The sequence below is a fragment of the Pseudofrankia inefficax genome, assembly GCF_000166135.1.
Lineage (GTDB): Bacteria > Actinomycetota > Actinomycetes > Frankiales > Frankiaceae > Pseudofrankia > Pseudofrankia inefficax.
Map to the genome: position 1 here is coordinate 2,925,866 of NC_014666.1, position 22,443 is coordinate 2,948,308.

The following is a 22,443-nucleotide window of genomic DNA, read 5'->3' on the forward strand; positions in this document are numbered from 1 at the left end:
CGGCCGCGGCCGGTCAAGGACCGGGGACCGAGGGCGTGGACCGGTCGACTTGACGGGAAAGGCCGGAGGACGGTCAGTAAGGACATGCACGGTGGCGACCTGACTGGCGTGGACACATCCGACGACGGACCGCGGGCCGACCTGCCCAGGCTGCGGGCGAACCTCGGCGACGTGCGGGAGCGGATCACCGCCGCGGCCCGCGCGGCCGGCCGTGACCCGGCCGAGCTGACCCTCGTCGCGGTGAGCAAGACCTGGCCCGCCGCCGATGTCGTGGTCCTGCGCGGCCTCGGGGTGACGCATTTCGCCGAGAACCGCGAGCAGGAGGCCGCCCGCAAGGTCGTCGAGGTCCACGCGCGGCTGGGCCTGCTCCCGGCCGGGGCGAACGGCGTCGCCGCCGGGTCCGGGCTGGCCGCGGATGCCGGTCGCGGAGGAGATTCCTGTCACGCGGGGACAAGTGGGACAGACGGGACGATCTGGCATTACGTCGGGCAGCTGCAGCGGAACAAGGCGAACGCGGTGGCCCGGTGGGCAGACTGGGTCCAGTGCGTGGACCGGCCCGAGCTCGTCGCGAGCCTCGCCCGGGCGGCGGCGACGGCGGGCCGCGAGCTCACCGTGTGCCTGCAGGTGTCGCTCGACACGTCCCCCGGCGGGCCCAACGGTGCCCCGACCGCCGGCCGGGGCGGCGCCGCACCCGCGGACGTTCCCGGTTTGGCTGATCTTGTCGCGGCGGCGGGCTGGCTGCGGCTAGCCGGTGTGATGGCGGTGGCTCCACGGGGACAACCGCCACGCCCCGCCTTCGCTCGGCTACGGGAGGTCGCCGAGAGACTGCGCCAAATCCACCCCGACGCGTGCGTCATCAGCGCCGGAATGTCGGGGGATCTGGAAGCGGCGGTGGCCGAAGGCGCGACACACCTACGGATCGGGACCGCTTTGTTCGGTGAGCGGCTTCCTGTCCCTTAGAGTCGCGCCATGGGGCTCGGGCGCAGGGCGATGGTCTACCTCGGTCTGGCCGAGGAGGACGATGAAGACTACGACTACCTCGACGACGAGGACGACGGTCAGGATGACCGACGGGACGTGCGTGAGCCCGTCCCGTTCGACCGAACGGTGCGGCGTATCGACGCGCGAGAGGAGCCGCCGCCAATGGCCAGACGTTCCTCATCCGTCGAGCCGCTGCGTCCCGCTGGAGCGGTTCCTATGCGACGGGTAGTTGCTGTGGAGGATGCGTCCCCCTACCGGATCACCACGCTCCAGCCGCGGAGCTACAATGACGCCCGTCAGATCGGTGAGGAGTTCAGGGACGGCACCCCCGTCATCATGAACCTCACCGAGATGGACGACGTCGAGGCCAAGCGGTTGATCGACTTTGCCGCTGGACTGATCTTCGGCCTGCACGGGGACATCGAGAAGGTGACCAACAAGGTCTTCCTGCTCACTCCCGCGAACGTCGACGTCACGGAAAGTGACAAGCGTCGGATGCGCGAGGGCGGCTTCTACAACCAGTCCTGACGGCTTGGCGTCTAACCCGCCAAGGACGTCCCGCCAACAAGGAGAGGTAGTCATCAGCACGCTGGGCGCTGTCATCTCATGGGTGCTGCTGGTGTACCTTCTGCTTCTGATTGCGCGGGCGGTCATCGACCTGCTGCAGTCGGTGAGTCGGAACTTTCGACCCACCGGCCCGTGGGTCGTGATCTGCGAGGTCGTGTACACGGCAACTGACCCTCCGTTGCGACTGCTGCGACGCTTCATCCCGCCGCTGCGCGTCGGATCGGTGGCCTTCGACCTCGGTTTCCTGCTGTTGTTCATCGTGATCGTGGTGTTGCGGAGCTATGCGACGAGGTTGTGACGGGGTCGTGTGCACACCGCCGACACGGGCGCGGGAGACTGCCCGTAGACCGCCCTCTCTTCGGGGAGCGGCGATGCCGCATGAGGAGGCGACGTGGCGCTGACACCACAGGATGTCCAGAACAAGGTCTTCAGCCCGACGAGGTTCCGGACCGGCTACAACGAGGATGAGGTTGACACCTTCCTCGACGAGGTCGAGGCCGAGCTGACCCGGCTGCTGGACGAGAACGCCGACGTTCGCCGCCAGCTCGACGAGGCCCGTCGCGCCGGCGGCGGTGGCCCGGGCGTGCCGCCTCAGCTCATCGAGGAGAACCAGCAGCTGCGCCGCCAGGTGGAGGAGGCACGCCGTGCCGCCGCCCAGGCGCAGGCGGCCGCCCAGCAGGCCCAGGCGCAGGCGGCGGCCGCCGCGGCTCGTGGCCCGTCCACGTCCCCGGTCCCGATTCCCGGCGGCGCGACCCAGGTGATCCCGGCGGTCGGTGCCCGTGCGGCCGCGGCGCAGCAGCAGCAGGCCCCGTCGGGCAACGCGGCGATCGACACGGAGATCGAGCAGCGGGTCGCCCGTACCCTGGTGCTCGCCCAGCGGACCGCCGACGAGGCTGTGCGGGAGGCGCGTGCCGAGTCCGAGCGTGCCCGCCGCGAGGCTCGTCAGGACGCGGACCGCATCCTCGCCGAGGCGCGGGCGCACGTCGCCGAGCAGCTCGGTGGCCTGGAGGACGACAAGCGTCGCCTCGAGGGCCAGGTCGAGCAGCTGCGCGCGTTCGAGCGTGAGTACCGGACCCGGCTGCGTGCCTACCTGGAGATGCAGCTGCGCGACCTCGACGGCATGCCGACCCAGCCGGCCGTCGGCGCGGGTGGCCCGCAGCGGCCAGGTCTCAACCCTGGCTCGCAGGGGGCCCAGCAGCAGCCACAGCCCGCGGGCGTCGGTGTGCCGGCCGGGGCCTACCAGCCCGGTCCCGGGCAGATGGGCGTCCAGAACGGCGTCGGTCGCCCCGACCACGACCCGCGCGCCAACAACGGCATGCAGGACTTCTGACGCGAGGCTCACCGTCGAGGCGGAGCGTTCGCCCGACGGTGACCACGCCTGGTGGGAAGGCGTCGCCGGCACGGTACCCGTGCCGGCTCGCAGTCGTCCGCCGGGCCGTCCCACCGTCGCGGAGAGGTCCGCGCCCAGGCCGCGGGTGACCGAGGGAAGGATGAACAGTGATCATCCTTAGTGGCGGGTTGCTCGCGGTCGCGGCCGTGCTGTGGATAGCGGGCGCCTTCGGACCGACCGCCTGTGTCTATGCGTCGCTGGCGCTGACGCTCTTCGCCGCGGGGATGCTGCCTCTCGGCGCCGCCCGCCGGGCCCGACGCGGTCCCGGCGGGTCCGTCGGCTGACCATCGCTGGGGGCCCGCCCGGTCCTCATGCCCAGGACGCCGTCTCGACCCCGGGCGGCTGACCGGGCGCCGGCCTACTGCTGGTCGGGGGCGACCGGGATGAAGCGGACCGTGCTTTCCACCGTGCCGGGCGGGGCGGTGTCGATGACCCGGACGGCCGGGTTCGCCCGCAGCTCGATCAGCCGGACCGCCGGCGTCCGGATGACGGCGGCGAACGCACAGTCGCAGTGGGCGCGCAGCGCGGCCGCCTCCGACTGGTCTCGCTTGCGGGTGGCCTCGTCCGCGGTGGTCGCGGCCCGTCCGGCCGCGCCGGCGGCCTGGGCGTCGAACGCGGCCAGCACGTCCGCCACCGGGTCACGGACCGCCGCGTGGTAGACCGCGCCGCTGCCCCCGGGGACGGTGAAGAAGACCTGGGTCACGCGGTAGTCGCTGAGCAGGGCGTGCAGGGCCTGCGGGGACCGGAACCCGCTCAGGTCCACCACGGCGAGCAGCTCCGCCTCCGGGGCGGCCTGGGCCTGCTCGGTCAGCTCGCGGTCCGCGATCCCGATGTAGGCGGCGGTCGAGTCGCCCGGAAGCGGGCCGATGGTGACGCTCGGGGTGAAGGCCGGCGGTGGCGCCGCCGGCCGCCCACCGCCCGGCGGCGGGACCGAGGTGACCGGCTCGACGACCGGCTGGCCGCTGACCCCGGGCAGCAGCAGCGCGGCCGCCGTGCTCAGCACGATCATCGCGACCAGGCCGAGCACCGCGATCCGCGCGCCCCGCTCCAGCACCGCCCGACCGACCGGCGTGACCCCGGTCGGGCCGGAGCCCGCGGCAACCCCGCCGCCGGTGCCCAGCGTGGCGTAGGAGGTGCCGTCCGCCGGGCTGGGGGGCGACAGCAGCCGAACCCGGACGGCTAAGCGCAGCAGCCGGGTCGTCACGGCGCGGCTGGTCGCGGCGGCGCCGGCGGCGACCACCTCCAGGGCCTCGCCCGTGGCCGGCAGCAGGGTGTCGTCCAGCTGGTCGAGGCGCGGCCCCGCGTGGTCGGCCGCCCGCGCGAGCCGGGCGCCGCCGGCGGTGGCGACCTCGACCGCCGCCCGGATGCTGGCCTGGCGGGCCGCGCCCACAACCTCACGCGCGGCCGCGCGCCCAGGGAAGCGGGGCGGCGACGGGCTCACGACATCGCCCGGAGCCGCTCCAGCGCCTCGGCGAGATCGGGCGGGTCCGGGCTGGTGAAGGTGACCAGCCGGCCGTCCGCCGGATGCTCGAAGGACAGCTGGAAGGCATGCAGCCACTGGCGGCGCAGGCCGAGCTTCTCGGCCAGGGTCGGGTCGGCGCCGTAGGCCAGGTCCCCGACGCAGGGGTGGCGCAGCGCGGACATGTGCACCCGGATCTGGTGGGTGCGGCCGGTCTCCAGCCGGACCTCGAGCAGCGACGCGGCGCGGAACGCCTCTTCGAGGTCGTAGTGGGTGACGCTGGGCTTCCCGTCGGCGACGACGGCGAACAGGCCCGGCTTGCGGGGATGCCGGTCGATCGGGGCGTCCACGGTGCCGCGCAGCGGGTCGGGGTGGCCCTGGACGACCGCGCGGTAGCGCTTGTCGACCTCACGCTCGCGGAACGCCCGCTTGAGCGCCGCGTAGCCCAGCTCGCTCTTGGCGACCACCATGACCCCGGTGGTGCCGACGTCGAGCCGATGCACGACCCCCTGCCGCTCGGCCGCCCCGGAGGTGGAGATCCGGTAGCCCGCGGCGGCGAGCGCACCGATCACGGTCGGCCCGGTGTAGCCAGGTGCCGGGTGCGCCGCGACCCCGACGGGCTTGTCGACGACGACGAGGTCGTCGTCCTCGTGCACGATCGTCAGGCCGTCGACGGGGGTCGCGATCACCTCGGTGACCGGGCGCGGCGAGGGCGGCAGCTCGACCTCCAGCCACGCGCCACCGCGCACGCGGTCGGAGCGGCCGGGCGCGGCTCCGTCCACGCTGACCTGGCCGTCGTCGACCAACGCGGCGGCGACGGTGCGGGACAGGCCGAACATCCGCGCGATCGCGGCGTCGAGGCGCAGCCCGTCCAGGCCGTCGGGTACCGGCAGCGAGCGTTGCTCGCCCGGGCGGCGGGAGACGGGGGAGCCGGCCTCGGCCGGCACCGGCGTCATCCCCGGCCGGCCGGGGGCTGCTCGACAGGCGGCCCCGGCGCGGCTGCCTGGTCCGCTCGGCTGTACCGGCCGCCGTCCAGGCCGATACCCAGCGCCGAGAGGATCACCGCGAGCACGGCGGCGATGACGATCGACGAGTCGGCCACGTTGAAGATCGGCCAGTGATGCAGGTAGATCCAGTCGACCACGTGGCCGCGCAGTGGACCAGGCGCGCGTACCAGCCGGTCGACGAGGTTCCCGACGGCGCCGCCGACGATCGCGCCGAGCACGACGGCCCAGGCGACCGAGGCCAGCCGGCGGGCGGTGCGCGCGACGATGACGACCACGGCCACGGCGATCAGGCTGAACAGCACCGTGGCGCCGCCCCCGATGCTGAACGCGGCACCGGAGTTGCGGGTCAGCTCCAGCTGGAGCACCCCCGGGATCAGCGTCACCGGCGCGTGGTTGGAGAGCGTCGCCACAACGATGATCTTCGTGATGGCGTCGAGCAGGACGATTCCGACCGCGGTGGCGAGCAGAACCCGCACGGGCGTGCGCGCGACTGGTCGGGGTGCCCGAGGGGCGGACCCTCCGCCCCGGAGCTCTCCGTCTTCGTCGCCGGGCAGGGTGACCCCGCCGGACGCACCGTCGGCCCGCGTCGCCGCGGGCGGACCGGCGTGCGCGCCGGTGGCCTTCCCAGCCGTCGGTTCCGGCTCCTTGCCCCAGTCCAGATACGCGCGCGCGACGGACTCGTCGCCCGGCTCGCGCACGCCACCCTCGCTGGTCGGTGCCTCTCCCACGCCGTCAACTCTACGGGCGTCGGCGACCGGACTCGTCGCCGCCCGCCGGATGGCCCGTGGGCTGGGCTTTCGTCCGCGCGCCGCCGCCGCCGGCCGGGTCAGGTCAGGCCGGCAGCTCGGCGACGTCGCCGGTGCCGAGCCGCTCCAGCACGACCCGGTAGGCCTGCAGCTGGCCGGTCACGAACCCGGCCGTCGAGCCCCACAGGAACGCGCGGAACTTCAGGTACAGCTCGGCCCCCCAGCGTTCGGTGACCTGCTCGCGGGCCGCGTCGAGGCGCAGCGCCCAGGCCCGGCAGGTCAGCAGGTAGTTGCGGGTGTCCTCGATCACCGTCCGGACCCGGAACTGCGGCGAGCGGGCGACGCAGGCCAGGTACTCGTGCAGCACCATCGGCGTGGAGCGCCCGGGGTAGATGTGCCGGCTCATGAAGCTCGACAGGTGATGCTTGCGGCGCATCGCGACGGCGTCCAGGTAGACCAGGCCGCCAGGGCGGACCAGCGCGGCGTACTTGCGCAGCGTGGCCGCGTAGTCGGGCAGGTGCTCGGTGACGCCCATGTTCACCAGCGCGTCGTAGGGCTCGGCGCTCTCGTAGGCGAACAGGTGCTGGCGCACGACCGCCGCGTCGTCGAACCCGCGGTCCTTGGCGAGCTCGTTCATGAACATCTCGGATGCCCGGGACAGGGTCAGGGACGTCACCTGGGCGCCCTGCTCGGAGCCGTACTGGAGGAACGCGCCCCACCCGCCGCCGACCTCCAGCACCCGGGCGCCGGGGGACAGCTCCAGGGCGTCATAGGCGTAGCGCATCTTGTTCGCCATCGCGTCCTCGAGCGGCTCGGCGTCCGACGTGAAGACGCCGTGTGTGTAGCACCGGTATTCCGAGTCGAGGAACGTGGTGAAGAAGTCCGCGTCCTCGTCGTAGTGGGCGGCGATCGCCTCGTCGTCGGCCTTGCGCTGCGCGCGGCCGCCGACCGCCAGCGGAGCGAACCGCCGGGCCCAGACGAGTGGGTGGAAGTCCGAGAACACCTTCCGGGAGGCGAGCGCCGCGACCACGTCGCCCTCGACCTCGACCGTGCCGCCGATGAACGCGTCGCCGACCTGGAACAGGTCCATGGAGGTCAGCGCCTGGTCACCGGCCGCCGACCGGCTGACCATCGAGAACCGAGGCTGGTCGTCGCCGACCTGGAATGTGAAGCCATCCGACATCTGGACGGTGAACGTCGTCCGCAACGACCTCTTCGCGTAGGCCCGCCGGAGCCGGCGCTCGAAGCGGTCCCAGGTAGCCGTGCTCATCCTCACCCAACCCGAGGTGTCCGCCGGGTTGCGCTCCCGGGGACCCCGGTGCCCATGGGGGTCCCGCTGATCCGCATACGGACCAAGTAGGGGATCGCTTGCCCGGGCCATTTGTGTTCATTGCTCCCTGGCGATTATGGCCACTTGGGACCCACTATGTGGAAACGTGGAGGGAACGGCTGTGCGAACCGGGGCAGGCCATTGAGCGGTGGGGCGTCCGTTCGGCATGGCGTCCCGGCCGGCCGGGAGCGGCCGGGTAAACCGGGTTGCGCCGCTCCGCTACGCTGGGAAACAGCCAGCGGCAAGACGTCGACGGGACGAGTAGCGGCGGGCGCGGCCAGAACGAGGACCTCAGCGAGCCGGGGTTGGTGGAAGCCCGGTGGCTAGCGCGTCGTGAAGATCACCCCTGAGTCGTCGGGAGAACACGCTCGTCCTGGGCGTCAGTAGATCCGGCAGCCGCGGTGGAACGAGGGGTGCGCCCGCGGCCGGCAGGCCGGGTCGGCGCGCAAGGAGGGTGGTACCGCGGTGTCGCCGCGCCGCCGGGTCTGGGCCCGGGGGAGCGCAGCGGCGTCGTCCCTCCGGCGGCACAGCCATGTCGACGGAGACCGGGACCCCACCACGATGACCAGCCCCACGGATACGCCCACCACCGCTGCCGGCGCCGACCATCCGCCGGCGTTCGCCCCGCTGCCGGCGAAGGTCGACCTGCCCGCCTTCGAACAGGAGACGCTCGACCGCTGGCGTGACACCCAGGTCTTCGAGCGCTCGCTGGCCGCGACCGCCGACGCGCCGTTGTGGGTGTTCTTCGAGGGCCCGCCGACCGCCAACGGCAAGCCGGGCGCCCACCACGTCGAGGCGCGGGTGTTCAAGGACGTCTTCCCGCGCTACCGGACGATGAAGGGCTACCACGTCCCCCGCCGCGCGGGCTGGGACTGCCACGGCCTTCCCGTCGAGCTCGCGGTCGAGAAGGAGCTGGGCTTCACCAGCAAGTCGGACATCGAGAAGTACGGCATCGCAGAGTTCAACGCCCGCTGCCGCGAGTCGGTGCTGCGCCACGTCGCCGACTTCTCCGCGATGACCGAGCGGATGGGCTACTGGGTCGACCTCGACGGCGCCTACCGGACGATGGACACGTCCTACATCGAGTCCGTCTGGTGGTCGCTGCGGCAGATCTTCGACAAGGGCCTGCTGGTCGAGGACTTCCGGGTCACCCCGTACTGCCCGCGCGACGAGACCCCGCTGTCCGACCACGAGGTCTCCCAGGGCTACAAGGACGTCGCCGACCCGTCGGTCTACGTCCGGTTCCCGGTCGTGCCCGGCACCGGCCCGGAGGGCTTCTTCACCGCGGAACGCGACGCGAGGCTGCTCGTCTGGACGACGACCCCGTGGACGCTGGTCTCCAACACGGCCGTCGCGGCCCATCCGGACGTCGCCTACGTCCTCGTGCGCACCGCCGCGGGGGAGCACCTCGTGGTCGCCGAGCCACTCGTCGCCACGGCCCTCGGCGACGCGGCCGAGGGAGCCACGGTCGTCGACCGGCTGACCGGCGCCCAGCTCGCCGGCACGCGCTACCGGCGGCCGTTCGAGCTGCTCGACGCCGCCCGGTTCGAGCCCGGCGCCGACGGCGTCACCGGCCGGCTCGCCGCCGGCCGTGCCCCTGCGGCCCCGCACTCGGTGCTGCTCGCCGACTACGTCACCACCACCGACGGCACCGGCCTGGTCCATCAGGCGCCGGCGTTCGGCGCCGAGGACCTCGGGGTCTGCCGCGGCGCCGGCCTGCCGGTCGTCAACCCGATCGGCACCGACGGACACTTCCTCGCCGACGTCCCGCTCGTCGGCGGACAGTTCTTCAAGGACGCCGACGCCGCGCTGACCGCGGACCTCGACGCCCGCGGGCTGCTGTGGCGCGGCACCAGCTACGTGCACAGCTACCCGCACTGCTGGCGCTGCCACACGCCGTTGATCTACTACCCGCTGCCCAGCTGGTACATCCGCACGACGGCGATCCGCGACCGGCTGGTCGAGGAGAACGCGAAGACCGACTGGCACCCGGACCGGATCAGGACCGGCCGCTACGGCGAGTGGCTGCGTAACAACGTCGACTGGGCGCTGTCGCGCAACCGCTACTGGGGCACGCCGCTGCCGATCTGGCGCTGCGCGGACGACCCGACCCACCTCACCTGCGTCGAGTCGCTGGCCGAGCTCTCGACGCTCACCGGCCGCGACCTGTCCGCCCTCGACCCGCACCGGCCGTTCGTCGACGACGTCACCCTGCCCTGCCCGCGGGAGGGCTGCGGCGGCATCGCCAGCCGGGTGCCCGAGGTGATCGACGTCTGGTACGACAGCGGCGCGATGCCGTTCGCCCAGTGGGGCGCCCCGCACCGCAACCAGGCCGAGTTCGAACGGCACTACCCGGCGCAGTACATCTGCGAGGCGATCGACCAGACCCGCGGCTGGTTCTACACGATGATGGCCGTCGGCACGCTGGTCTTCGACCAGTCGAGCTACGAGACCGTGCTCTGCCTCGGCCTGCTGCTGGACGCCGACGGACGCAAGATGTCCAAGCACATCGGCAACGTCCTGGACCCCTTCGCGCTGTTCGAGCAGCACGGCGCGGACGCGGTCCGCTGGCTGATGCTCGCCGGCGGCTCGCCGTGGTCGGACCGCCGGGTCGGCCACGAGGCGATCGAGGACATCGTCCGCAAGGTCCTGCTGACCTACTGGAACACCGCGTCCTTCTTCTCCCTCTACGCCTCGGCCTCGGGTTGGGACCCGGCCACGGCCCCCGGCGCGGCGCCCGCCGACCGCCCGGTCCTGGACCGCTGGGCTCTCTCGGAGCTGGCCGCGACCGTCCGCGAGGTCGACGAGGCGCTGGAGAAGTTCGACACGCTGCGCGCCGGTCGACGCATCTCCCAGTTCGTCGACGACCTGTCGAACTGGTACGTCCGCCGGTCGCGGCGGCGGTTCTGGGCCGGCGACCCGGACGCCCTGGACACCCTCTACCGCTGCCTCGACGGCGTCACCCGGGCGATGGCGCCGTTCGCGCCGTTCCTGACCGACTGGCTGTGGGCCCGGCTGTTCGCCCACACCCCGGGCTCGCCGGACTCGGTGCACCTGGCCTCCTGGCCCGAGCCGCCGGCCTCCTGGGTCGACGAGGCGCTGTCCGAGCAGATGACGCTGGTCCGCCGGATCGTGGAGCTGGGCCGGGCCGCCAGGGCCGGCAGCGCGGTGCGGACCCGCCAGCCGCTGCCCCGTGCCGTCGTCGGCGGGGCCGCCTTCGAGGGGCTTCCCGCCGAGCTGCGGGCCCAGATCGCCGACGAGCTCAACGTCACGACCGTCGAGGGCGCGACCGCGGACGTCGTGGACGTCTCGGTCAAACCGAACTTCCGGGCGTTGGGCCGCCGGTTCGGCAAGCGGACGCCGGTCGTGGCTGCCGCCGTCGCCACGGCGGGGCTGCCCGTGGACGGCACGCTCACCGTCGTGGTCGAGGGCGAGTCGATCGAGCTGTCCGGCGACGAACTGATCGTCACCGAGACGCCGCGCCAGGGCTGGGCGGTCACCTCCGAGTCCGGCCTGTCGGTCGCCCTCGACCTGGAGATCACCCCGGAGCTGGCCCAGGCCGGCCTCGCCCGCGACGTCGTCCGTGTCCTGCAGGACGCCCGCAAGAGCTCCGGCCTGGAGATCACCGACCGGGTCGACGTCTGGTGGTCGGCCTCCAAGTCCGCGACCGCGCTAGCGCTGCGCGAGCACGCGGCCACGGTCGCCGAGGAGGTCCTGGCCGTCAGCTTCGTCGAGGGAGATCTGCCGGCCGGCACCCACCACACCTCGGACGAGCTGGGCCTCACGTTCGCCCTGGGCAAGGCGGAGCCAGCGGCCAGGTAACGGTGTTCAGCTACGCCAACGAGGCCGGTGCCCGTTCTGCTCAAACGGACACCGGCCTCCGCCGAACGCGACTGACTGTAGGCCAAGGCTCGGGTGCCTAGACGGTGATCAGTGTGAGCCCGGGGTCCAGAACGTGGATGTCTTTCGGGTCCGAGGTGACCACCGGCGCGCCGAGGTCGCGCGCCAGCAATGCGACGTGGCCGTCGACGACGTCGCTCGTTCCCGTGACGGCCAGAAGACGCCCGACCTTCATCGCGACGCTTTCAGTAAGTGGTTCGACTCGGACGGTGTCACTCCGAACGAGCCCGATGACCGCATGCTGGCGAGCCGAGCCACGCCAAACCTGTGCGAGCACCCCGGCCGGGATGTGCGCAAAGAAACCCTTGATGGCCAGCTCGTCGATGATCGTCAGTACTCGGTGGGCCCGACGTTCCAAAGCGATCAAGGCTCCGGAGTCGAGCACGACCGTGGTCACCGCGCGTCCTCGGTCGCATCGTCGTCGTCACTGATGCCGAGCGCCGAACGGGCCCACGAACGCGTCTCGTCGTCGATGCCACCGGCCTCGGCGATCATCTCGTCGATGATCTCGCGGGAGCGAGCCCAGTCGGGCTCTCGGGCGGCCAGCTTGACGAAGTACGCCGAGATCGAGGTGACGTCGCCTGCCTCGACGGCGCGCCGCGCCTTCGCGAGGACCTCTTCCGGAACGCGGATCGTGACGCGCTTCAGGGCCATAGCCCGAGCGTAGGTTGTTCGCGGTGCATCTTCCGTCGCCTCAGGGTGAGCCGGTGGACTGGCCGTGGCTACCGCGGACATGGGCAACCTCCTTCTCTGACGTCCGCCGTCCGCGCCTTCCGGCGGACGAGGCGTGACAAGTGTGGGCCACTGGTGATGACTACGACACTGTCGTAGGCGACAGTAGTCGACCTGCACACATTCGCGCAAATCGTTCGCCCCACCCTCGGGCGCCGGCGTGCGACCGTGACGAGCAGGAGCGAGAGCGGCCAAGGGGCGCGGATCCGCCCCTAACGGGCGTCGGGTTCGCGGTGGGGCAACCGGTGCTTCCGGTCGGGGTCCGGGCAGGAGATTATCTTCAGCGGGTACCTGGGCGATCAGTGACGATCGCGACGGGTGGTCACAGAGCGCCACGATCGGCCGTACTGTTTGGGGGACACCGGCGCGCCCGCGCGCCCGGCTCGCCGTGCCCCCGGGCGCGGCCGGGACGACCGAGACCGCGGTGTGCCCTGGGACGGGCGCCAGACGCGAGGAATGAGGAACTTTCGGTGAAGCTGGCGATGGGCACCCGGGAGGTCTTCGACGCGGAGAGCCTGCTCGAGGAATACCTGGGGCCGCGCAAGCGCGGGCTGCGTTACGCCTACCCGTACTACGACGGCCTGGTCACGAACGGTGACCCCGATCTGCTCTGCACCGGCGACCTGCTCGCCCCCGCCCTGCTCGGCGTCGGGGTGGACGTCGACCGGCTGCACACCCTCACCGCGCTGATGCCGCTGCTGCAGCGGGCGCTGGACAAGCTCCCGCCCGGCATCGAGCTGATCGAGGCCGACGACGTCACCCTCGACCTGGTCGCCGCCCTCTACGACCCGCTGGACGACCCCGACGTCTCCGACCGCGACGTCAAGGGATCGCTCATCGCCAAGGTCCTGCACCGCAAGCGCCCGGCGCTCGTCCCCCTGTTCGACTCGAAGGTCCGGATCTTCTACCAGCACGAGAACTGCGTGCCGGCGGCGCCGAAGGACGGCCGGTCGTGGCGGCAGTACATGGAGCTGCTGGTCCGTGCGATGCAGTTCGACCTGCGCGAGAACGCCGAGGAGTTCCGACGGCTGGCGAACCTGGTCCCGACCGTCGGCCCGGGGGTCAGCTCGCTGCGGATGCTCGACATCGTCGTGTGGATGAGCAGCGCGGTCTGAGCGCAGCGCAGCCCCGGCCGGCCTCGCGTGACTATCCGGACGCCGCCGCCCGTACGAAGTGGTCCGGGCGTCAGGGAGAATGGTCCGGTGCGTAGTTTCGCCGTTCGGGGTCTGACCCGCCGGCACCGGTCCGGGGACACGGTCGTGCTCGCCAACGACCACATCGATCTCGATGTCCCGGCCGGTGAGGTGTTCGGCATCCTGGGCCCGAACGGCGCTGGTAAGACGACGCTGGTACGCCAGCTGATGGGCCTGCTGCGGCCCGACGAGGGCAGCATCGAGCTCTTCGGGCACGACGTCGTCGCCCGGCCGGACCTGCCGGCCCGGCTGGTCGCCTATCTTGGCCAGAGCGACCTCGCCCTGGCCGAGCTGCCGGTCGCGACGGCGGTGGAGACCACCGGGCGGATGCGTGGCCTGTCGAAGACCGCCGCCCGGGCCGAGCGGGACGCGGTGCTCGACGAGCTGGAACTGGTCGGCGTCGCCGGCCGTCCCCTCGGCCGGCTTTCCGGCGGCCAGCGCCGGCTGGCGTGCGTGGCGACGGCGCTCGTCGGCTCCCGGCCCGTGCTGGTGCTCGACGAGCCGACGACCGGTCTCGACACCCGCAGCCGGCGGGCGGTCTGGGCGGCGCTGCGGCGCCGGTGCGACGACGCGGGTGTGACGGTGGTCCTGATCACCCACAACGTGCTGGAGGCGGAGACGGTGCTCGACCGGGTGGCGGTGCTCGACGCCGGTCGGGTGATCGCCTGCGACACCCCGGGCCGGCTGAAGGCGCTCGTCGACGCGGATGTCCGCCTCGAGCTCGCCTGGCGCGAGGAGCCGCCCGCCGCCGACCCGACGGTGTGCTGGCTGGGCGAGGGCGCGACCCGCTCCGGCCGTCGCTGGACCGTCCGGATGTCACCGGAGCGGGCCCGCGAGGCACTCGCCCTGCTCACCACCGGCCCCGCGTTCGCGGCCCTTGACGACTTCAGCCTGGCGACGCCGTCCCTGGAGGACGTCTACCTGTCGCTCGGCGGAACCTCCCGTGACCTGGAGCGGATGTGACCCAGACCTGTCCCGACGGGCCCGGACGGCCGGTCCGGTGACGATCGCCCCCGTCGCCGCCGACGGCACGCCCCCGCCACCGACCACCCCGGCCGCCGCCGTGCCCGCGGCCCCGGCACAGGTCGGCCACACCGTCGTCCCCGCGGTGCCCGGACGTACCTCGTTCCCGGTCGCGTTCGTCGCCGTCTATCGCGGCCAGCTGTCGCGCGGCAAGGTCGCCCGGATGCCGCTGATGTTCGTCGCCGCGTTGCAGTCGGTCGGCATCCTGCTGTTGCTGCGCGGTGTCGTCGACATCGCCGACGTGGCCGTCGCCGCGCAGGCCGTCGCGGGCTGCACGGTGCTCGTCGTCGCCTTCGTCGCGCTCAACCTGCTCGCCCAGCGGTTCGGCGCCCTGCGGGCCGCCGGAGCGCTCGACTACTACCTGACGCTGCCCGTCCCGGGCACGGCCGTCGTGCTCGGTACCGCGGCCTCCTACGCCACGTTCGCCGTTCCCGGCGTCGTCGTCACCGCCGTCACCGGCGCGCTGCTGTTCGACCTGCCGCTCGGCGGCCTGTGGGTGCTCGCCCCGGTCGCGCTGCTCGCCGGCGCGAGTCTCGCCGGGATCGGTGCCGCCGCCGGGCTGCTCGCGCCCCGCCCCGAGCTCGCGACGATCGCCGGCCAGCTTGGCATGAGCATCGTGCTGTTCCTCGGCATCATCCCGTCGAAGCACCTGCCCGGCGTCGGCTGGCTGGTGCGTGACCTGCTGCCGAGCAGCTACGCCGTCGACGCGCTCACCGAGACCTTCCTGCCGTCGGTGCGCTGGGGCGTCGTCGCGCTCGACCTCGGCGTGTGCGCCCTGGTCGCCGTCGTCACCCTGGTCGCCGCGGCGGGGGCCCTGCGCCGGGCCGGCACGGCGTGAGCCGCCGGCACGAGCCCGCCCCGGTCTCCGACGCGGGCGGGGGTACGGGCAGCGGCGGGGCCCCAGACAGCGGGCCTGGCCCGTCGGGCGGGGAGGCCGGCCCCCGGCATGCCGCGCCGGGCCGTTTCCGGGCCCGGTTCCTCCCGGTCGAGCTGCCTGGCGGCGACCTGCGCGCGGGCCTCGTCTTCCTGCTGGGGCTGACGGCCGCCGGGCCCCTGCTCGGGCTGCTGTGGGCCGCCGTGGCGCCCCGGCTGGACGTGGCCGCCGGGATCAGCGGGAGCGAGACGGCGTTCACGGCGCAGGCCGACATCGACGCGACGTTCGGGTTCATCTGCCTGGGCGCCGGCGTCGTCGCCGGCGTCCTGGCCCGCTGGCGGGCCGCGGACGGCGGCTGGCCGGTGCCGGCCGCCCTCGCCGGCGGCGGGTTCGCCGGGTCGCTGCTCGCCGGCTGGATCGGCCACCTCGTCCGCTCGCCCGGCGTGCTGCGCAAGCTGCCGCCGCATGCCCCCGCGTATGTCGCCGGCCTGGTGGACTTCAAGGTTCGCGCGACCGGGCTGTACCTGGTGCTGCCGGTGACGGCGCTGCTGGTCCTGGCGTTCGCCCTCTGGCTGCCGACCGCCCTCGTCCGGCGCGCGAACGTTCCGCCCCCCGGACCCGACGAGCAGCCGGCCCCGGACGAGGCGTTCGCCGCCGCGTCGGCGTTCCGGCCGGCCGCGCTGCCGCCCGCCGAGCTGCCCGGCGACGAGCGGGCCGCCGCCGGGCCGCCGCGGATCGATGCCACGGCGCCGCCCAGCCAGCCGGCCGGCCCGGCATCAGGCGAGCCGGAGTAGGCCGCCGTTCGCTACGGACCGTGTCGACGATCCGCGGCCCGTGATTGCCATCCGTAGCCGGCTGCGTGCCTCCGGTGGGTGTTGAGCGCTGAGTCGGGTCCGGCGTGGTCGCGCTGCGCGGCCGGGCGTCCCGGTGTCCGCCGAGCGACAGCGTCGTGGTCCGAGGTGCGGAAGGCTGACTGGACGCGGACTGTAAGGTTCCACTCAGTCCGGTTCACATCGGATGCCGACGGGTGGGAAATCCAGCGGATTCCCGACCCGGCGCGGACGTCCGAACCACCCGGCGGCTGCGACACCGGCGCCCGGGCCCAGGCCCGTGACCCGGTCGCGGCCAGGCAGACGAGGGCGCGGCGGGGAGGATCAGCGTGGTCACGCAGTTCGGTCGAGGGCAGAAGAGCCAGCTGTCCGCGATCACGCAGGGCACCGACCTTGTCATCGGCATCCAGCTCAACGCCCCGGGCACCAGCTGGGACATCTCCTGCTTCGGCCTGGACGGCAACGACCGGCTCTCCGACGACCGGTACTTCATCTTCTTCAACCAGCCGAAGTCGCCGGAAGGCTCGATCGAGCTGCTCGGCGCCCAGCAGGGCGACACCGCCGCGTTCCGGGTGAACCTGGGCGCCGTGCCGTCCTCGGTCGACAAGCTGTCGTTCTGCGCGGCGATCGACGGGGCCGGCAGCGCCCGGCAGATCGTCTCCGGCTACTTCCGGATCGTCGTCGGTGGCCAGGAGGTGCTGCGCTACCCCTTCAGCGGCGCGGACTTCACCACCGAACGAGCCGTCATGATCGGCGACGTCTACCGCAAGGGCGTCTGGCGGGTCGCCGCCAACGGGCAGGGCTTCGCCGGCGGCCTCGCCGAGCTGATTCGCTCCTACGGCGGCGAGGTCGAGGACGAGGCCCCCGCCGCCCCGCCGCCGGTCGCCGCGCCGGCCCCGGCCGGCGGGTTCGCGCCGCCACCCCCGGCTCCCGGCGGCTACGCCCCGCCGCCCCCTGCTCCCGGTGGCTACGCTCCGCCGCCCGGCCCCGCGGCCCCACCGCCGATCCCGCAGCCGGCGCCTCCCGCGGCCCCGATGGCCCCCGCGGCCACCGGCCCGGCCGCGGCCGTGATCAGCCTGTACAAGGAACCGCCGCCGTCGCTGGCGCAGCCGGTCCCGCCGGGCGCGATGGCGAGCCTCACCCCGTACGCCGAGAACCAGGCGGCCGGCCGGTGGGTGCTGCAGAACCCCAGGCTGGTCAAGGTCCGGCTCGGCGAGGACGCGCTGGCGCTGCGCGGCGCGATGGTCGCGTACCAGGGCAACATCGAGTTCGACTACAAGGGCCGCGGCCTGCGGGGCATGCTCGAGGACAAGCTCACCGGCCAGGGCCTGAAGTTGATGACCTGCAAGGGCCAGGGTGAGGTCTTCCTCGCCCAGGACGCGGCCGACCTGCACATCGTCGAGCTCGGCCAGGGCCAGCAACTCTGCGTCAACACCAAGAACGTGCTGGCCATGGACGCGACGATCCGCAGCGAGGTCAAGCGGATCGAGAGCGCCGGCATCCCCGGCGGCGGCGTCTTCCACTTCGAGATGGCCGGCCCCGGCACGGTCGTCGTGATGACCAAGGGCACCCCGCTGACGCTGCCCGTCCAGGGGCCGACCTTCGCGGACATCAACGCGCTCGTCTGCTGGACGGTCGGCCAACGGGTCAGCGTCTCGTCCCACGTCGGGATCTCGCGCCAGATCTATCACACGGAGAGCGGCGAGACGTTCAACATGCAGTTCCAGGCCATGGGCGGTGGCCATTTCATCGTCGTCCAGCCGTACGAGGTCTGACGGGAGCCGGTCGTGCAGGGACAACTGATCGATCACTACGGCCAGACCCCGGTCATGGACCGGATGAGCAAGCACGGGTCCAAGATCGCCAAGGTGGTGATGTGGCCCGGGTTCGACCTGTTCGCCCGGTCCGGCTCGATGATCGGCTACGAGGGCCTCATCGAGTTCGACCCGCAGCCGCCGCAGGTCCGCAACATCGCCAAGAGCTGGGCGACCGGCGAGGGCGTGCCGCTGATGACGGCCAGGGGCCAGGGGCTGCTCTACCTCGCCGACTACGGCAAGGACGTCATCGTCCTGCAGCTCACCCCGAACGAGGCCGTTTCGGTCAACGGCAAGAACATCCTGGCCTTCGACGCCCACCTGCAGTGGGGCATCGAGCGGGTCAAGGGCGTGTCGATGTTGTCCGGCATGGGCATGTTCAACGTGATGATCCGCAACAACACGCCCAACCCCGGCTGGGTCGCGATGACCTCCAAGGGCACCCCGATCATGCTGGACACCCGCGAGGCGCCGACGTTCGTCGACACCGACGCGCTTGTCGGCTACACCGAGGGACTGCACATCGAGAAGCGGCGCACCGCCGGGATCGGCGGCATGCTCGGCCGCGGTTCGGGCGAGGCCTTCCAGCTGGGCTTCTCCGGCCAGGGCTTCGTCGTCGTCCAGCCCAGCGAGGACGCCCGCCCGCACTTCTCGCCACGCGGATGATCATGTCTCCGCCGGCTCTCCGCGGGTCGCGGCCCGCCGCCGATCCCGTCGTTGTGCTCCCGCGCCGGCCGTGCCCGGCCGCCGCTGGAAGGACGTCGTCATGAGCTACCCGCCGCCTCCGCCAGGCCACGGCTACCCGCCTCCGCCCGGTCAGGGCTTCCCGCCGCCCCCCGGCGGCTTTCCGCCGCCTCCCGGCGGTGGCTACCCGCAGGCCCCTGGCGGCTATCCGCCCCCCGGCCCCGGCGGCTACCCGCCGCCGCCCGGAGCCCCCGGTGGCTTCCCGCCCGGTGGCCCGGGTGCCTTCCCGCCGGGAATGCCGCCCCCGCCCCCTGGCATGGGCCCGGGCGGCGGTGGCAACGCGAGCGGCGGCATCCGCAGCTCGCTGCTCGACAACCCCGAGGTCAGCTCTGCCGAGCGGTTCACCCTGCAGAACGGCAAGATGCTCAAGGCCAACCTCGGCGCCCAGGGCATGCGGGAGTTCTTCGCCCGCGCCGGCGCGATGGTCGCCTACAAGGGCGGCGTCCACTTCGACGGCCAGTGGGAGGGCTGGGCCGGCCAGTGGAGCCACCTGTTCGGCGACGGCGAGACCCTGCACCTGATGAAGGTCCACGGCGCCGGCTCCGTCTTCCTGGCCAACCAGGCGCAGGACGTCTACCTCGTCGACCTCGACGGCCGGGACGGTTTCACGATCGACGGGCGCAACGTCCTCGCCTTCGACACCAGCCTGAGCTGGGAGGTCGTCAAGATCCAGTCCCATGTCGGGATCGCGGGGGTCGGCGGCTACCAGATCGAGCTGACCGGCAGCGGCAAGCTCGCGATCTGCGTGACGGGCGCGCCGCTGGTCATGCGCGTCACCACGCAGAACTACTACTTCGCCGACGCGGACGCGGTCGTCGGCTGGTCGTCCGGCCTGCAGGTCTCGATGGAGGCGGCGGTGACGTCGAGCTCGGCGTGGAAGCCGCGCGGCAACACCGGCGAGGGCTGGCAGATGCAGTTCACCGGCGACGGCTTCGTCGTGATCCAGCCGAGCGAGCTCATGCCGCCGTACAACGCGCTCGCCGGCCGGGGTCCCGGCGCCCAGCTGTTCGGCATGGGCCAGAGCGGCTTCGCCGGCAACCGGCTCGGCGGCCAGGGCAACCCGCACGGGAGCGGACAGCCCGGTCACGTGCAGGGCCCGCCCGGCCTCGGTGGCCTGTTCGGCCAGATGGGCCGCGGCTTCCTGCAGTAGCGGCCGAAGGCGGTGACCGGCCCGCCATCCCGTGATGTGCGCGAAACAGCACGTCGGCCGGGGTGCGGGCCAGTTACCGTCGGGCCATGTTTGCCGCGCTCCAGCTCGCGCTGGCCATCGTGCTGGAGATCGTGGCGACGACGGCGCTTCGGCAGTCCAACGGGTTCACCCGCCTGTGGCCGACGCTCCTGGTCGTCGTCTGCTACCCGGTGTGCTTCTACCTGCTGTCTCGGGCGCTGCGGACGATCTCGCTGGCCGTCGCCTACGCGATCTGGTCCGGCGCCGGCACGGCGGTCGTCGCGGCGATCGGCGTGTTCGCGTTCAAGGAACAGATGAACACCCTGAAGGCCGCCGGCCTCGCTCTCATCATCCTGGGCGTCATCGGCCTCCAACTCGGCGGCACCAGCCGCTGACCAGCAACTGTCCGGGGACCGGACCGGCGATCGCCGCGGACCGGGGACGGCGCCCTTCGCCGGAACGCGCCGGGCAACCCCCGGCGGCACGTAGGCGTCGAACCAGGTGCGTGTTGCCTGTTCAGGCCGCGAACCGGCAACACGCCCCTTCCTGCTACGAGCCGGCCCGCCCGGCGCCCGGGGTGATCAGGCCCGTCTCGTAGGCGACGATGACGGCCTGGGCGCGGTCGCGGACCTGGAGCTTGGCCAGGATGCGGGCGACGTGGGTCTTCACGGTCGCCTCGCTCAGCTGGAACCGCGCGGCGAGCTCGGCGTTGCTCAGCCCCTGGGCCAGGAACTCGAGGACCTCCAGCTCACGGGGGGTGAGCGCGGACAGGTCCCGGTGCAGCCTGGCGGCGCCGCTGTCCCGCGAGGCGAAGCGCTCGACCAGGCGCCGGGTGATGGCGGGCGCGAGCAGCGCGTCACCCATCCGGACCAGGCGGACCGCCGCGACCAGGTGCTCGGGGCTGACGTCCTTGAGCAGGAAGCCGCTGGCGCCGGCGGTCAGCGCCGCGTAGACGTAGCGGTCGAGGTCGAACGTGGTGAGGATGATGACGCGCGGGGCGGCGGCGGCGTCGATCGGCCGGCCGCCGAGGATCCGCCGGGTGGCCTCCAGGCCGTCCATCTCGGGCATCCGGATGTCCATCAACACGACGTCCGGGCAGGTCCGGCGGACCGCGTCGACGGCCTGCCCGCCGTCCGCTGCCTCCGCGACGACGTCGATCCCGTCGGCGGCGAGGATCATGCGGAAGCCGGAGCGGACCAGCGCCTGGTCGTCCACGATGACCACCCGCGGTGGCGAGGTCATGCCGGTCCCAGCGGGATCACGGCGCGCACCTGGTAGCCGCCTGTGTCGGCCTTCTCGGCCCGCAGCGTTCCTCCGTAGACGGCGAGCCGCTCGCGCAGCCCGATCAGGCCGCGCCCGCTGCCGGCGTCGGCCGGCGCCGTGGCCAGCCCGCCGGTGTCGGTGACCTCGACGCTCACGGCGTCGTCCGTGTAGCCGATGGTGATCGCGACGCTGGCCCCCGCGGCGTGCTTGACCGTGTTGGTCAGCGCCTCCTGCACCACCCGGTAGGCGGCCAGGTCGACACCGGGCGGCAGCGGCCGCGGCTGCCCGGCCAGGGTCAGCCGGACCGGCACCCCGGTGTCGCGGACGCGGCCCGCCAGCGCCTCGACCTGGCCGAGGCCCGGCTGAGGGGCGAGGTCGCCACCGCCCGCGGCGTCCGGGCCGTCGGTGGCCATCCCGTCGGTCGCCATCCCGTCGGTGGCCAGGGTGAGCAGGCCCATCACGTGGCGCAGCTCGGCCATCGCGGCCCGCCCGCCGGCCTCGACCGCGAGCAGCGCCTCCCTGGCGGCGTCGGGCGCCACGTCGATCACCTTGCGGGCCGCGCCGGCCTGAACGACCATCACGCTGACATTGTGGGTGACCACGTCGTGGAGCTCACGCGCGATCCTGGAGCGCTCCCGCTCGACCGCGAGCCGGGTGGTCGCCTCCTGCCCGGCCTCCAGTCCCAGCGCCCGCTGTTTCCAGGTGTGGATCGCGTTGGCCGCCAGGCCGAGCGGAACCAGCACGAGAAAGGGCACGTAGACGCCCTTGATCGTCAGGATCCCCCGGAACGTGACCGGCGCGATGAGGAGCGCGCCCACGACCACCGCCGTGAGGGCGCCCGTCCGGTAGGGGCTGTAGCGCGCGGCGCTGTAGCCGGCGATCAGGCAGGTCAGCGACAGCGCCTCGGCGGCGACCGGGCTGTCGGCGCACAGGTGGAAGACCAGGATCGCCACGACCACGGAGCAGAATGCCGCCAGCGGGTAGCGGCGGCGGACCAGCAGCGGCGCCGCGGTCAACGCGGCACCGACCGCCAGCGCCCAGTGGGTGCCGGCGTCCATCTGGGTCACGATGTCGACCGGAAGCTTGACCCCGGGAAGCGGCACGGGCGTCGCGAAGGGGGCGAAAGGCGCGTCGGGCGCCGTCGGCGCGTGGGGCAGGACCATCACGGCCGCGTCCTCGCCGACGCGGTCTCGCCATGCGTAGAGGCCCGTCCCCACGGCCAGGACCGCGGCGAGGGTCAGGTCGGCGAGCAGGGCCCAGGACGAGAGGTCGGGCCGGTCGCGGGTCGCCCGCGGCAGGTTGGTGGCCCAGGCGCGTACGCGCTCCGTGACCGCCTCCCGGGTCACCGGTCCGCCAGGGGCCAACACCTCGGCCAACCAGGGCCGCCGCGGCAGCGCCGACCGTGCGTCGGTCGTGTGGCGT

General features: G+C 72.9%; 22 protein-coding genes. 14 read left to right on the forward strand and 8 right to left on the reverse strand.

Annotated features, from left to right (window positions below):
* The first annotated feature begins 84 nt into the window (after window positions 1-84).
* From FRAEUI1C_RS11850 to FRAEUI1C_RS40190, 5 genes are all read left to right on the forward strand, one after another.
* Window positions 85-960 carry a YggS family pyridoxal phosphate enzyme gene (locus FRAEUI1C_RS11850; protein WP_013423535.1) on the forward strand — a complete coding sequence of 292 codons (876 nt, stop codon included), beginning with the start codon at window positions 85-87 and terminating at the stop codon, window positions 958-960.
* Window positions 961-969: 9 nt separating this feature from the next.
* Window positions 970-1,509, forward strand: a complete 540-nt coding sequence (locus FRAEUI1C_RS11855) for a cell division protein SepF (RefSeq protein ID WP_013423536.1) — start codon at window positions 970-972, stop codon at window positions 1,507-1,509.
* Between the two features lie 61 nt (window positions 1,510-1,570).
* The gene (locus FRAEUI1C_RS11860; RefSeq protein ID WP_497006520.1) at window positions 1,571-1,846 is read left to right on the forward strand and encodes a YggT family protein; all 276 of its coding nucleotides are present in this window, start codon (window positions 1,571-1,573) and stop codon (window positions 1,844-1,846) included.
* Window positions 1,847-1,939: 93 nt separating this feature from the next.
* A complete protein-coding gene (locus FRAEUI1C_RS11865) occupies window positions 1,940-2,878 on the forward strand; it encodes a DivIVA domain-containing protein (RefSeq protein WP_013423538.1) in 939 nt (312 codons plus the stop codon).
* Between the two features lie 167 nt (window positions 2,879-3,045).
* Window positions 3,046-3,222 (forward strand): hypothetical protein, encoded by a 177-nt coding sequence (locus tag FRAEUI1C_RS40190; protein WP_013423539.1) that lies wholly within the window; start codon window positions 3,046-3,048, stop codon window positions 3,220-3,222.
* A gap of 74 nt (window positions 3,223-3,296) precedes the next feature.
* Here FRAEUI1C_RS40190 and FRAEUI1C_RS11870 read toward each other — a convergent pair whose 3' ends face one another.
* From FRAEUI1C_RS11870 to FRAEUI1C_RS11885, 4 genes are all read right to left on the reverse strand, one after another.
* Window positions 3,297-4,379, reverse strand: a complete 1,083-nt coding sequence (locus FRAEUI1C_RS11870; RefSeq protein ID WP_013423540.1) for a hypothetical protein — start codon at window positions 4,377-4,379, stop codon at window positions 3,297-3,299.
* Window positions 4,376-5,353, reverse strand: a complete 978-nt coding sequence (locus FRAEUI1C_RS11875; protein WP_013423541.1) for an RluA family pseudouridine synthase — start codon at window positions 5,351-5,353, stop codon at window positions 4,376-4,378. Before FRAEUI1C_RS11875 ends, FRAEUI1C_RS11870 begins: the two co-directional genes overlap by 4 nt.
* Window positions 5,350-6,132, reverse strand: coding sequence for a signal peptidase II (gene lspA, locus FRAEUI1C_RS11880; protein WP_232425393.1), 783 nt, complete (start codon window positions 6,130-6,132; stop codon window positions 5,350-5,352). Before lspA ends, FRAEUI1C_RS11875 begins: the two co-directional genes overlap by 4 nt.
* 103 nt (window positions 6,133-6,235) lie before the next feature.
* Window positions 6,236-7,420 carry an SAM-dependent methyltransferase gene (locus FRAEUI1C_RS11885; protein ID WP_157734910.1) on the reverse strand — a complete coding sequence of 395 codons (1,185 nt, stop codon included), beginning with the start codon at window positions 7,418-7,420 and terminating at the stop codon, window positions 6,236-6,238.
* Window positions 7,421-8,041: 621 nt separating this feature from the next.
* Here FRAEUI1C_RS11885 and ileS point away from each other — a divergent pair.
* On the forward strand, window positions 8,042-11,302 hold the full coding sequence (ileS, locus tag FRAEUI1C_RS11890) for an isoleucine--tRNA ligase (protein ID WP_013423544.1): 3,261 nt from the start codon (window positions 8,042-8,044) through the stop codon (window positions 11,300-11,302).
* A gap of 97 nt (window positions 11,303-11,399) precedes the next feature.
* On the opposite strand, the gene FRAEUI1C_RS11895 is transcribed toward ileS, so the two are convergent.
* Window positions 11,400-11,777: a PIN domain-containing protein gene (locus tag FRAEUI1C_RS11895; RefSeq protein WP_013423545.1), complete on the reverse strand. Its 378-nt coding sequence runs from the start codon at window positions 11,775-11,777 to the stop codon at window positions 11,400-11,402.
* Window positions 11,774-12,034 carry a hypothetical protein gene (locus tag FRAEUI1C_RS11900; RefSeq protein ID WP_041259215.1) on the reverse strand — a complete coding sequence of 87 codons (261 nt, stop codon included), beginning with the start codon at window positions 12,032-12,034 and terminating at the stop codon, window positions 11,774-11,776. The genes FRAEUI1C_RS11895 and FRAEUI1C_RS11900 overlap by 4 nt, the downstream gene beginning before the upstream one ends.
* A gap of 548 nt (window positions 12,035-12,582) precedes the next feature.
* Between FRAEUI1C_RS11900 and FRAEUI1C_RS11905 the strand changes: the two genes are divergently transcribed.
* The 8 genes from FRAEUI1C_RS11905 to FRAEUI1C_RS11940 all read left to right on the forward strand — a co-directional run bounded on the left by FRAEUI1C_RS11905 (window position 12,583) and on the right by FRAEUI1C_RS11940 (window position 20,153).
* Window positions 12,583-13,227 carry a DUF6308 family protein gene (locus tag FRAEUI1C_RS11905; RefSeq protein WP_013423547.1) on the forward strand — a complete coding sequence of 215 codons (645 nt, stop codon included), beginning with the start codon at window positions 12,583-12,585 and terminating at the stop codon, window positions 13,225-13,227.
* Window positions 13,228-13,314: 87 nt separating this feature from the next.
* Entirely contained in the window at window positions 13,315-14,268 is a 954-nt protein-coding gene (locus tag FRAEUI1C_RS11910; RefSeq protein WP_013423548.1) for an ABC transporter ATP-binding protein, read from the forward strand.
* A gap of 37 nt (window positions 14,269-14,305) precedes the next feature.
* Complete coding sequence (locus FRAEUI1C_RS11915) at window positions 14,306-15,166, forward strand: ABC transporter permease (protein ID WP_013423549.1); 861 nt, start codon at window positions 14,306-14,308, stop codon at window positions 15,164-15,166.
* Complete coding sequence (locus tag FRAEUI1C_RS11920; protein WP_013423550.1) at window positions 15,163-15,996, forward strand: hypothetical protein; 834 nt, start codon at window positions 15,163-15,165, stop codon at window positions 15,994-15,996. The genes FRAEUI1C_RS11915 and FRAEUI1C_RS11920 overlap by 4 nt, the downstream gene beginning before the upstream one ends.
* A gap of 365 nt (window positions 15,997-16,361) precedes the next feature.
* Entirely contained in the window at window positions 16,362-17,807 is a 1,446-nt protein-coding gene (locus FRAEUI1C_RS11925) for a TerD family protein (protein ID WP_013423551.1), read from the forward strand.
* 12 nt (window positions 17,808-17,819) lie between these two features.
* A complete protein-coding gene (locus FRAEUI1C_RS11930; RefSeq protein WP_013423552.1) occupies window positions 17,820-18,512 on the forward strand; it encodes an AIM24 family protein in 693 nt (230 codons plus the stop codon).
* Between the two features lie 100 nt (window positions 18,513-18,612).
* Window positions 18,613-19,740, forward strand: coding sequence for an AIM24 family protein (locus FRAEUI1C_RS11935; RefSeq protein WP_013423553.1), 1,128 nt, complete (start codon window positions 18,613-18,615; stop codon window positions 19,738-19,740).
* 86 nt (window positions 19,741-19,826) lie between these two features.
* Window positions 19,827-20,153: a DMT family transporter gene (locus FRAEUI1C_RS11940; protein WP_013423554.1), complete on the forward strand. Its 327-nt coding sequence runs from the start codon at window positions 19,827-19,829 to the stop codon at window positions 20,151-20,153.
* A 154-nt stretch (window positions 20,154-20,307) separates the two neighbouring features.
* Here FRAEUI1C_RS11940 and FRAEUI1C_RS11945 read toward each other — a convergent pair whose 3' ends face one another.
* Window positions 20,308-21,000: a response regulator gene (locus FRAEUI1C_RS11945; protein ID WP_013423555.1), complete on the reverse strand. Its 693-nt coding sequence runs from the start codon at window positions 20,998-21,000 to the stop codon at window positions 20,308-20,310.
* Window positions 20,997-22,367 (reverse strand): sensor histidine kinase, encoded by a 1,371-nt coding sequence (locus FRAEUI1C_RS11950; RefSeq protein ID WP_013423556.1) that lies wholly within the window; start codon window positions 22,365-22,367, stop codon window positions 20,997-20,999. The genes FRAEUI1C_RS11945 and FRAEUI1C_RS11950 overlap by 4 nt, the downstream gene beginning before the upstream one ends.
* Between the last annotated feature and the right edge of the window lie 76 nt (window positions 22,368-22,443).